This window comes from Enterococcus sp. ZJ1622, assembly GCF_011038845.1.
In the GTDB taxonomy this organism is placed as follows: Bacteria; Bacillota; Bacilli; order Lactobacillales; family Enterococcaceae; genus Enterococcus_B.
This window is the reverse complement of sequence record NZ_JAAKDW010000002.1, coordinates 246361-257298: the sequence shown is the minus strand read 5'-3', so window position 1 is coordinate 257298 and position 10938 is coordinate 246361. Positions and strand designations below refer to the sequence as shown.

The 10938-nt window shown below is 42.0% G+C and carries 11 protein-coding genes; all 11 read right to left on the bottom strand.

Features of this window, described 5'->3' with window-relative positions; all coding sequences use genetic code 11:
* Nucleotides 1-61: 61 nt before the first annotated feature.
* Entirely contained in the window at nucleotides 62-2248 is a 2187-nt protein-coding gene (locus G7Y42_RS03055) for a heavy metal translocating P-type ATPase (protein WP_277424415.1), read from the bottom strand.
* Nucleotides 2245-2454, bottom strand: coding sequence for a copper chaperone CopZ (copZ, locus tag G7Y42_RS03050; RefSeq protein ID WP_165003428.1), 210 nt, complete (start codon nucleotides 2452-2454; stop codon nucleotides 2245-2247). Before copZ ends, G7Y42_RS03055 begins: the two co-directional genes overlap by 4 nt.
* Nucleotides 2455-2478: 24 nt before the next feature.
* A complete protein-coding gene (locus tag G7Y42_RS03045; RefSeq protein WP_165003430.1) occupies nucleotides 2479-2919 on the bottom strand; it encodes a CopY/TcrY family copper transport repressor in 441 nt (146 codons plus the stop codon).
* A gap of 76 nt (nucleotides 2920-2995) precedes the next feature.
* A complete protein-coding gene (locus tag G7Y42_RS03040; protein WP_165003432.1) occupies nucleotides 2996-3532 on the bottom strand; it encodes a topology modulation protein in 537 nt (178 codons plus the stop codon).
* A gap of 101 nt (nucleotides 3533-3633) precedes the next feature.
* Nucleotides 3634-5100, bottom strand: coding sequence for an amino acid permease (locus G7Y42_RS03035; RefSeq protein WP_165003434.1), 1467 nt, complete (start codon nucleotides 5098-5100; stop codon nucleotides 3634-3636).
* Between the two features lie 312 nt (nucleotides 5101-5412).
* A complete protein-coding gene (locus tag G7Y42_RS03030) occupies nucleotides 5413-7491 on the bottom strand; it encodes a heavy metal translocating P-type ATPase (protein WP_165003435.1) in 2079 nt (692 codons plus the stop codon).
* A 149-nt stretch (nucleotides 7492-7640) separates the two neighbouring features.
* A complete protein-coding gene (locus tag G7Y42_RS03025) occupies nucleotides 7641-8420 on the bottom strand; it encodes a cyclase family protein (RefSeq protein ID WP_206215427.1) in 780 nt (259 codons plus the stop codon).
* Nucleotides 8421-8836: 416 nt separating this feature from the next.
* Nucleotides 8837-9196: a YccF domain-containing protein gene (locus G7Y42_RS03020; RefSeq protein WP_165003440.1), complete on the bottom strand. Its 360-nt coding sequence runs from the start codon at nucleotides 9194-9196 to the stop codon at nucleotides 8837-8839.
* A 43-nt stretch (nucleotides 9197-9239) separates the two neighbouring features.
* A complete protein-coding gene (locus G7Y42_RS03015) occupies nucleotides 9240-9593 on the bottom strand; it encodes a hypothetical protein (RefSeq protein WP_165003442.1) in 354 nt (117 codons plus the stop codon).
* Nucleotides 9594-9614: 21 nt separating this feature from the next.
* Nucleotides 9615-10256: an SGNH/GDSL hydrolase family protein gene (locus tag G7Y42_RS03010; RefSeq protein WP_165003444.1), complete on the bottom strand. Its 642-nt coding sequence runs from the start codon at nucleotides 10254-10256 to the stop codon at nucleotides 9615-9617.
* A gap of 205 nt (nucleotides 10257-10461) precedes the next feature.
* Entirely contained in the window at nucleotides 10462-10836 is a 375-nt protein-coding gene (locus tag G7Y42_RS03005) for an iron-sulfur cluster biosynthesis family protein (RefSeq protein WP_165003446.1), read from the bottom strand.
* Nucleotides 10837-10938 lie beyond the last annotated feature (102 nt).

The following is a 10938-nucleotide window of genomic DNA, read 5'->3' as shown; positions in this document are numbered from 1 at the left end:
GTTTTTCTTGTTCATTCTTTGGATTCTTGTCTTTCATCTTCACTCATCCTTTCCCTCGTTTCTATTTCTTCATTTGCCGATTCAAACTTAGCGAATTGAGTAAAACACTGACTGAGCTGAATGCCATTGCTCCTCCTGCGATGATTGGGTTCAAAAATCCGAACGCGGCAAAAGGAATACCGATCGTATTGTAGACAAACGCCCAGAAAAGATTCTGTTTGATTTTTCTCAATGTCATTCTCGACAATTCGATCGTCTGGTCAATGGAAGAAAGATTGCTGTTCATCAATGTCACATCAGCTGTCTCCATCGCTATATCTGTCCCGCTGCCCATGGCCAGCCCGACATCTGCAAGTGCAAGCGCTGGAGCATCATTTATCCCATCGCCAGCCATCCCGACTTTTTTTCCTTTTTTCTGCAGTTGTTCGACATATGCTGCTTTGTCTTCAGGTAGCACTTCTGCAAAAATATGGGCTGAATCGATCCCTACTTGTCTACCGATTGCTTCAGCTGCCTGCCGATTATCTCCGGTCACCATAAACACTTCGAGTCCTTTGTCTTGCAGTTGTGAAATCGCTTGTTTAGCGTTTTTCTTGATTTTATCTGCTACAGCGATTAGACCGAGAACTTGGCGATCATTCGCTAAGAACATCACTGTTTTCCCTTGTTGTTCTAATTCTACCGCTTTTTCCTGATACGTATCAAATGATAGGTTCATTTGGGCCAAACGTTTTCGCGTACCTGCAAAATATTCTATTCCATTGATGATCCCGCTGATCCCTGCACCAGGATGTGCTTTAAAATCCGATAATTCATAAGAGTCGATTTCTTGCTGATTGCCGTAATCGACGATCGCTTTTCCTAAAGGATGCTCTGATGCTTTTTCTAAGGTATAAAAAACAGGTAGTACTTCATCAGAACCGATGATATCTGTCACTTCCGGCTTTCCTTCCGTGATCGTTCCGGTTTTATCTAAAATGATACTGTTCAAATGAGCTGCTGCTTCCAGGGCTTCGCCGCCTTTGATCAAAATACCATTTCGAGCGCCAACTCCTGTACCAACCATGATCGCTGTTGGTGTCGCCAATCCAAGTGCACATGGACAAGCAATGACAAGAACGGAGACGCTATGGATCAGTGCCAATTGCCAATCTCCGGAAACAAAACCTGTAATGATCAAAGTTGCTAACGCAAGCACTAAAACGATCGGAACAAAGATACCTGAGATCTTATCAGCTATCTTTTGGATTGGTGCTTTACTGCCTTGTGCATCTTCCACCATCTGGATGATCTGGGCAAGCACTGTATTTTTGCCGACTTTTGACACTTCCATCTGAAGGAGTCCGTTAGTGTTGATCGTTCCTCCAAACAGGGCATCACCGGCGTTTTTTTCTACAGGTAGACTTTCCCCCGTTAACATGCTTTCATTGACAGCACTGCTTCCTGAAACAATCTGACCATCAGTTGGCACTTGTTCACCTGGACGAATGATCAAGTGATCTCCTACTGCTACTTCATCGATTTCGATCGTCTCTTCTTTTCCGTCTCGCAGCACGTTCGCTGTTTTTGTCTGAAGAGACATCAGTTGCTTGATCGCATCCCCTGTCTTTGTCTTCGCAGAGTGTTCCAGGTACTTGCCAAGCAAGATCAATGTGATGATCATGCTACTGCTTTCAAAATAAAGATCGTGTGAGTGACTTGGGAAAAAGCCATTGTAAACACTCAACGCGAAAGCGGCAGATGTCCCGATCGCAACGAGAACATCCATATTCGGCGCATTCGTTTTGATGGCATGATAAGCGCCTTTATAAAAACGCGCGCCAACATAAAACTGTACTGGTACAGCTAGAATCAACTGGACGACTGGTAGATGGAAAAAGTGGACGATCGCAGCATCACTTCCCAGCAGCATGGCGATCATCGAAAGCATGAGCGGCAAAGTCAAGATAGCACTCAAAATAAGGTCTCTTTTCATTTTTTTCAGATAGGCTTGTTTTTCTTCTGCGATTTTCTGTTTATGCGCTTCATCATATAAAATAGCGCCATAGCCGATGTTTTCCACGCTTTTGATCAGTTTTTCCACTGAGGTATTTTTATACTGGACGCTTGCTTTTTCTGTTGCTAGATTGACGGTTGCAGCGAGTACACCGGGTTGTTCGTTCAGTTCCTTCTCGATCCGAGCAGAACAGTTCGCACAAGTCATTCCCGTAATAACGAATGTTTCATTCTTTGCCTCTGCTGCCATCAAATCACCTCTGCTTTATAACCCAGATCATTGATTGCCTGACAAATCGTTTCCGGTTGCACTTGGCTTTCATCGAATTTCACGACACCGTTCGATTTCTTCAAATTTACCTTTACTTTTTGGATACCTGGGAGTGCATTGACTGCTTCCTCTACTCTTGCTACGCAATGATTACAGCTCATACCTTCGATTGAAAATTGTTGTTTCATTTTTTGTTCCTCCTAATTTATGTGTTATTCATGTTGTTTGCATTCACATTGACCTGGGATACAATTGCATTCGATTGTCTCGACAGGTTGTTTTTGTCTCAGCTGTGCCATGATGCTGTCGATATCTGCTTGTGTCAATGTGGCTTCTTCTACCAGATCCGCAATGGTCTCTCCGATTCTTTTCGCACAAATATGAGAAAAGAGATTCTCTGTTGCACTGCGTACTGTTTCCATCTCAGAGACAGCCGGATGATAGATAAACTTCTTTCCCTCTTGTTCAGTCCAAACGACTTCTTTTTTGACAAGACGTCCGAGAAGGGTCTTGATCGTTGCGGGCTTCCACCCCATCGAATCCGCTAATACCTGAGTGATCTCCTGAGCTGTCGTCTGCCCCAATGTCCAGACTACACGCATGACTTCCCATTCGGAGTCACTGATTTTCACAGGTGATGGTACATTTTCCATATGTCTACCCCCCTTCGTTTACAAATGTAATCAAAGATTCTATCTATAGATTACACTTGTAAACACAAACTGTCAATCATTTTTGCTCATTCGTCGTCAATTCCATTAAAAATGCTTGTTTTTCCTGTTTTTTTGTTAGGATGATCAATTTGCTTTGTGCGTTTGCTTCTTGGATCAGCTGCTGTATTTCTGGTTCATGGGTTTCTTCAAAATGCCAGATAAAAGACAAAAACCCCAAGTATTCCTTATCGAATCTTTCTGAAAATGCTTCAGGCATATCTGGTCGAGACTCCTTGTTTATCTTTCTTTTGAGAGAACGGATGATCACCCGATAGATCGCACGGTAACGCGGGATTTGGAGCCAAATGACCTTATCTGATTCTTTGATTCTTCTCTCTAATGTAGAAGCATAGTTTCCTTCAATGATCCACGACTGATTCCTCTCCATAAATGATTGTTGTTCCTGTATAAACCACTGTTTTGCTTGAGTACTGTAATCTGTGGTGTGCCATAAGAGGTCTAGCGGCAGTAGAGGATAACCTGTGATTTCCCTGATTTGTCGTGCGAGTGTCGATTTTCCTGATCCGCTTTGTCCGATCACGATTATTTTCATTTTCCTCCCTCATTTCTCTTTATCATTTGGTTTAATCATACCACGCGACAAAAAACAAGAGCTGGCATGATTGCCAACTCTTGCGTCAAATATATTTTGTTTTAAGGTTGAACGACCGTTTCCGGCTCTGGGACTTCTTTGTTTTTGTCTCGGCGTGCAATCGCAGGCAGGATCATCCCCAGCAAAATCAAGATGATCGGTGTCACGACATTCGTGAATAATTGGAACCACCAAGCTTTTGGATCTGCTGCATATTCTACTTTTGGCACCATGCCTAGGATACATGCAAAGGCAGTGAAGGCAAAACACCAAGCACCGAAGATAAATCCGATTTTCGGATTTTTCACGAATTTATATTCAGAATTGAATTTTTTGTATGCTTTATTCAGCATCATGTAAGCTAGGAACACCCATAGATAACGCATAGGCATCACGACTGAATTCAAGTTTGTCAGCCATTTGACAAGCTCATTCATATCTTTGATTCCAAAGATCGGAAGCAAGATGATGATCCCAACTAGGATACCTGTCAGTAGGTAGCCATTGACTAGCGTTCCCTTGCGGTTGCGTTTACGTAGCCAGTTCGGAACGAATTCCGGATCCGCATCTGCTAACAAGATTTTTAGTGGTGCATCGATTGAGAAAGCTAAAGCAGAGATCTGTCCGACCATATTCGTCAATGCGTAGATGATCATCAGTGTATTGCCGATACCATAGTAATTGCCTAGGATTTGGAAAGCACTGTATGCGCCATTAGCCATCAGGTCTTTTGGAATGTTGTCACTTGCAAAAAGCATCCCCATTGCGACAGACCCTAATACGGCACAAACACCAACCATAGCTGCAAGGAAGATCATCCCTTTTGGAAATTCTTTCGCAGGATTACGTGTTGAATTGACGTAAGGTGAAATTTTTTCTGCTCCACCAACAGCAAAAACAAGCATCGATACTGTCGTAAAGTACCCAAAATCAAATGTTGGGATATAGGTCTTCACTTGATTCATGTGTGGTGTAGCAAATTCCATCGACGGATTGATAAATGGTGCTGTGACTGCTAACAGGATAAATAATATCGACATCACAAACATCGCAGTACCAGCCAATCCCCCGATCACTTTCAATGTAGAAAGTCCTTTTGTCGACAAGTACAAGAAAGCCAAGAAAATGATCAGCGAGATAACCGCTACCATTTGAACAGACATTGTATTGACGATATTCCCGTTTCCTTGGACTGCCCATCCGCCAGCGATCAGAATCGCTTGAGGTTTTTGTGCTAGATACGGGATGTGGACTACCCAATAAGTCCATGCTGCATAGTAAGCCAGTCGCTTGTTCGAGGTCGTATTCTCTACCCAAGAACTCACTCCGCCTTTACTGTCTTTAAAAGCTGATCCTAACTGCCCCACGATCAGCGCGTATGGGATGAAGTAAATCGCTAAAATCAGCAGCCATGAAGTAACAACTGAGATTCCTTGCTGGGCGTAGTTGTTGACAACATTTCCCATTCCCCATACCATATTGAATGCAATCAGCGCCACTGTAAACCAGCGCAATTGTTTATCGTTCATCCGATCTCTCCTTTGATTCATTTTTCGTTGTATACACAGGTTATCATATTCAATTTTCATCTTTCTTACAAGTAGTTGTTATTTTATTTAAGTATTATTTTATCCAAAATACATCATTTTTAAATCTTTTTTTCATTTTTTATTCGCATAACGATTGTTATCCAGCTATTTGCTCTTTTATTTTCTAGTTATTTTAAATTTTCTGAATAATCAATTTCTTGTTTTCCAATAAAAATAAGCCTACTTTGCTACTACCAAAAGTACACCAAAGTAAGCTTATTTCAAAGATATTTTCTTTACGCATAACAGCTCTTAGAGATTTTTGACTCTCAAACATCTCATCGCATTCAATACAGCAAGAACAGTCACACCGACATCAGCGAAAACAGCATCTCCCATCGTCGCTATCCCAAATGCACCTAGCAACAATACCAATACTTTTATCCCTATGGCAAAGACGATATTTTGTTTCACGATCTTTAGCGTTTTTCTTGCTAGCCTGATAGCTACTGGGATTTTTGATGGCTGATCATTCATGATGACCACATCTGCTGCTTCAATCGCTGCATCACTTCCTAGACCGCCCATTGCGATCCCGACATCTGCTCTTGCTAATACAGGTGCATCATTGATCCCGTCACCGACAAAAGCTGTCTTTTTACTAGTTCCCTCCAACACCTGTTCCAATTGTCGGACTTTGTCTTCTGGCAAGAGCTCGCTATAAACAAGATCTACGCCGACTTTATCTCCGATGTGCTCAGCAATTCGCTTCGAATCGCCAGTCAGCATGACCGTTTGTTTGACTCCGACCTTCTTTAGTTCTTCCAAAGCAGCAGCTGCATCTTCTTTTAATGTATCTGCAATAACGATGCAACCAGCATACTGGTGATTGATTGCCACGTAGAGAATCGTACCGACTGCTTCATTTAGTGTAAAAGAGATCCCGTTTCTTTCCATCAGTTTGTGGTTGCCAACAGCAATCTGGCGCCCATCGATTTGCGCCACGATTCCTTCACCGGGAATTTCCTCGATTTTTTCAGGAACGGACAAAGAACCATGATAGGCCGCTAACACAGATTGTGCGATTGGATGGGTAGAAAACTGTTCCGCACTAGCCACATCGTGCATAAACTGCGTATCGTCCATTTGTGTGATGATCTTTTGTACCGAAAAGTCGCCTTTGGTCAAGGTGCCTGTCTTGTCAAAAACAACTGTTTCTGTCTGGGCAAGCATCTCTAGATAATTGCTTCCTTTGACGAGTACACCAATTTTACTAGCTCCGCCGATTCCCCCAAAAAAGCTGAGAGGAACAGAGATCACCAGGGCACATGGACAAGAGATCACAAGGAAAGTCAATGCACGATAGATCCATTCAGAAAATCCTGCACCTGTGATCAAAGGTGGCAGCACAGCAAGTAACAATGCAAGCACGACGACTACTGGTGTGTAGTAACGTGCAAACTTCGTGATGAAGTTTTCTGCCGGCGCTTTTTTGCTGCTGGCATTTTCTACTAATTCCAATAATTTGCTGATCGTTGAATTTTCATATGTTTTTTCTACTTTTACTACGAGTGGCTGGTTTTTGTTGATAAAGCCGCTTAATACTGTTTCCCCGACAGCGACTTCTTTCGGTACAGACTCGCCAGTCAGTGCAGAGGTGTCCACAAGCGATTCCCCTTGAAGGACGACCCCATCCAATGGCACGCGCTCACCTGGTTTGACAAGTACTTTCTGATTTAATCGAACTTCTTCTGGCTCTACAGTTATAAAGCCTTCTGGCGTTTCCACATGTGCCGTTTCTGGACGGATCGCCATCAATTCTTTGATCGAGTTCCTGGATTGGTTGACTGCAAAGCTCTGGAAATACTCACCGATTTGATAGAACAGCATCACAGCTACTGCTTCTGGATATTCGCCAATCAGCATAGCCCCAATAGTCGCCACTGCCATCAAAAAATTTTCATCGAATAATTGCCCTTTCACGATGTTCATGACTGCTTGCTTGATTACATCAAATCCGATCAAAAGATAGATCACTAAAAATCCGATCAATCGCAAAGGTTCAGCAGGCGCCAGCCACAACAAAGCGACTACACCTAGAGCGGACAAACCGATTCGAACCAACGCATCTCTTCCTTCATGGCTTGGCTGATCCGCTTTTTTTGTTTCTTTGTTTATTTCAGTTACAGTAACCTCTGGCTCTAACTTGTGTACGATCTCTTTTGCTTCTTGTTCGATTGCGGCGAGCTGTGCGGGTTCAGCTTCAATATTCATCTTTCCAGTTGCAAAATTGACCGTTGCCTGCTTGACTCCTTCGATCTGCTGTACGTTTTTTTCGATTTTCATCGCACAGTTTGCACAATCCAATCCTTCTAAACGATAACTTTTCATTTTGATTCCCTCCTTACACACAACATATGAATGATCCTTCATAAGTAATTATAAATGAATGGGCATTCATATGTCAACTGTTCTGAAAGAAAACATAAAAAAAGAGGGTCAACAAAAACTATTGTCACACCCTCGCTTGTACATACTATTTAGCTGTCTTCATCTTCGATCATGGCTACTGCTCTTATCCAGCCAGCACTTGCCCGTTTTATTTTGATTGGATAGCAACTCAACTTGAAGCCTGTAGCAGGAAGCTGGTCGAGGTTCGTCAATTTTTCGATATGACAATATCCTTTTTCGATCCCAGCAAAGTGCCCTTCCCAAATGATCGAGGCATCACCTGTCATATCAAATTCTTTTGCGATATAAGGCAGCGGTCGGTCCCACGACCATGCATCCGTTCCTACCACACGTATGCCTTGGTCAAGCAGCCACAGCGTTGCTTCTTTGCTGACGCCGCATCCGCTGACCAAGTAATTCGGTGTCCCCCAATGTTTATCCGCACCCGTACGGATCAGTACGATGTCTTTTTCTTTCAAAACATAGTCGATCTTTGCTAAAGCTACTTCGAAATCTTCGATAGATAATTTATAGCCATCGGGTTTATCTGAGAAATCTAAGACGATTCCGTCACCATAACACCAGTCAAGCGGAATCTCATCGATCGTCCAAGCTGGTTTTCCTTTGTCCATTGTCGGATGATAATGATAAGGAGCGTCCAGATGAGTACCTGTGTGTGTAGTCAACTGGATTTTTTCAATCGCCCAGGCTAATCCCTCTGGCAGATCTTCTTTTTGAGCTGTCCCAAAAAAGCGAAGCATATCAGGCACACTTCGTTCATGATCCAGATACGTGATCTCGGGAATCATTTCTGGTGGGTCACTCGGTAGATCATTTTCGATCGTGACACTTAAATCAATCAATTTCACTTGCAGCATCTCCTTGTTTTTGATTATTATTTATAAATACTTGTTGAAATATCTATAACACGATAATAACTGACGAGTGGACATTCTTTTTTTATTTTTTTGCACATTTATCTGGTATCAAATGAAATACTCAATGAATGGAATACGTTATATAAACTATTATGCCTTATATTCCCAAGTGCTCCCAGAACCTTTTTTTCAAAAATAGAAAAAAAGAGTTCTATGTGACTGTGACAAAAATCTTGTTGCAGCTTCTTTTTTCGAATAAACGGTGTTCTAGAAGTAGCTTCTTCGAAAAATAAGCCGAAAATTCACAAAAATTTGAGAAACAATTTTCATGAATTTCTTCTTATTTCTTGAAGCTGCCCACTTCTGTCACGACCTCTCCACTAAACGGTGTTCCAGCCTCTCTTCCCTCACACGATTTCTGCACCAAATGGCATTAACGCCAAACGAGCTAGCTTAAAGGATTGCTTGGCAAAAGGGATCCCGATGATTGTGATACATAAGACGATCCCGCTTAATACATGACCGATCGCAATCGGCAGACCGGAAAAGATCAGCCAAAGGATATTGACGATCAAGGATACACCATCTTGGTGGTAGACGATATCTTTTCCGAAAGGTGCAAAAGATAAAGAAGCGATTTTAAAACACTGCATGCCGATCGGAATCCCGATGATCGTGATACACCAAAGTACTCCAGCTAAAAACCAACTGATCCCTCCGACAAGACCGCCAAAAATAAACCATATGATATTACCTAAACAACTCATTGTATTGCTCCATTCTTTTCAATTTTCTTCTGTTTTTTACCCATCAATCCAACAGTTGGACAAAGAAGTACTCGATTCGCCGTTTTTTCGCTTCTAAAAGAAAAAAATCAGCAAATCTTTTTTGGATTTCTCCTCTTTCGTTCTTTGCCAAAAACGTATGCTGGATCAAGTTCCCAGCTGGCTTGGTTCTTTGTTCCTCTGCTTCTTTCAGATCTGCTTGACCAAAGCCGATAATCTTTTTTTGTCCCGTTTCTTCCGTTGTTTCCGCAACGACCAATATCTTTTTGGGATCAGATAGATCCTCTTTTGTTTTTTCTCGCAAATACAAACTTTTTTCTTCTCTGATCATTTGATTGATCTCAGGTAAGTCCTTAGTAGAAGCTTCACGGATATCCATAGCTATCCTCCTTCAGTTTTTTCAATCCAGCAGATGATTGCTGATCACTGCCTCCAGCCATCGATTGGCGATCACTTCATGACCTGTAATCGTTGGATGTACGCCGTCTTCCCCTGTATACTTGGAAAAACCATCCCTTATCCCCAACTCATTGAGAAAGCCATCTAACGAAACGAACACTGTCTGGTACTCTTGCGCTAATTTTCGAACGACCTGGATTTTCTGATCCAGATCGACACGCCAAGAAAACCGGTCTTTCGGTTCTGGCAAAACAAATGGTTCCAGTAAGACGATCTTTCGAATCCCTGCTTCATGTAGTTCATCAAGGATCTCCCGATATACTTTCTCAAAATCTGCTGCTGCTTTTGCGGAGCCAAACATTTTCTGGGCATCCACATGATGCCATGTATCATTGATCCCGATCAAAATAGATACGATATCAGGTTGCAAGGACAAGCAATCCTCGAACCACCGATGTTTCAGGTCCAAGATTTTATTTCCGCTGATTCCTCGATTGATGCATTCGAATGTACTAGCAGGATATGCAACACTCAATTTTCCTGCAAGCAGTAAAGGATATCCTTTCCCTAGATCAGCTGGATCTTCCCGAATTCTTCCTGTATCTGTAATGCTATCACCGATAAACAAGATTCGCTGTTTCATTTTTCTTCTCCTTTTGGTTCGCTGCGGGCCTTTCTTGACAGCAGTTTTCTTTTTATTATCCCATAAGGAGGAAAAAGCTGAAAGATAAACTAGAAAACTTTAAAAAATAAAATAACCATAGAAACATTTCAAAAAACAAAATATCTCTATAGTTATCTTACTTATTTCATCCATCTAAAATTAGTTTTTCCCATTCGTCATGCAGCTAACTTTCTTTTGGCCCTTTGTTCGCTTCAGCAAAATCAATAAATCCAAGATTATTGTCGATTAATCCGCTGTCACCGGATAAGCTGAGAGTGTTGTGGCTGGTATTCAAACGAATGTTCATATGTTCGTCAAGGTCTTCTAGTGAATAACCTTTCACTAATATATCACCGATATTACTCGTGATCTTCTGATCGTATCCTTGTGTCGTCATCTCCGGTCCAATGATATTGATCGAAAACTGGACTTGCATGTGGATCATCGCATGTTGAGAATACGGACCGACACCATCTTCAAATGTCAATAATAATTTGTTTCCGGATACTAGATGCTGCCTGATTTTTGCAGCAGAAGCTTCATCAAATTGAATGTGCATCCCTCTCGCCTTCTTTGTATTATTTGATTGCGATTTCATTATAGGCTGCTAGTTATTAATAAGCAATTTTTTATCCTCGGTGACTGGCGCTTGAAATCAAAA

What these genes read in the sequence shown, in the direction of transcription:
- copZ (WP_165003428.1), bottom strand. Translation starts at nt 2,454, where the DNA reads ATGAAACAACAATTTTCAATCGAAGGTATGAGCTGTAATCATTGCGTA.
- G7Y42_RS03045 (WP_165003430.1), bottom strand. Translation starts at nt 2,919, where the DNA reads ATGGAAAATGTACCATCACCTGTGAAAATCAGTGACTCCGAATGGGAA.
- G7Y42_RS03040 (WP_165003432.1), bottom strand. Translation starts at nt 3,532, where the DNA reads ATGAAAATAATCGTGATCGGACAAAGCGGATCAGGAAAATCGACACTC.
- G7Y42_RS03035 (WP_165003434.1), bottom strand. Translation starts at nt 5,100, where the DNA reads ATGAACGATAAACAATTGCGCTGGTTTACAGTGGCGCTGATTGCATTC.
- G7Y42_RS03030 (WP_165003435.1), bottom strand. Translation starts at nt 7,491, where the DNA reads ATGAAAAGTTATCGTTTAGAAGGATTGGATTGTGCAAACTGTGCGATG.
- G7Y42_RS03020 (WP_165003440.1), bottom strand. Translation starts at nt 9,196, where the DNA reads ATGAGTTGTTTAGGTAATATCATATGGTTTATTTTTGGCGGTCTTGTC.
- G7Y42_RS03015 (WP_165003442.1), bottom strand. Translation starts at nt 9,593, where the DNA reads ATGGATATCCGTGAAGCTTCTACTAAGGACTTACCTGAGATCAATCAA.
- G7Y42_RS03010 (WP_165003444.1), bottom strand. Translation starts at nt 10,256, where the DNA reads ATGAAACAGCGAATCTTGTTTATCGGTGATAGCATTACAGATACAGGA.
- G7Y42_RS03005 (WP_165003446.1), bottom strand. Translation starts at nt 10,836, where the DNA reads ATGCACATTCAATTTGATGAAGCTTCTGCTGCAAAAATCAGGCAGCAT.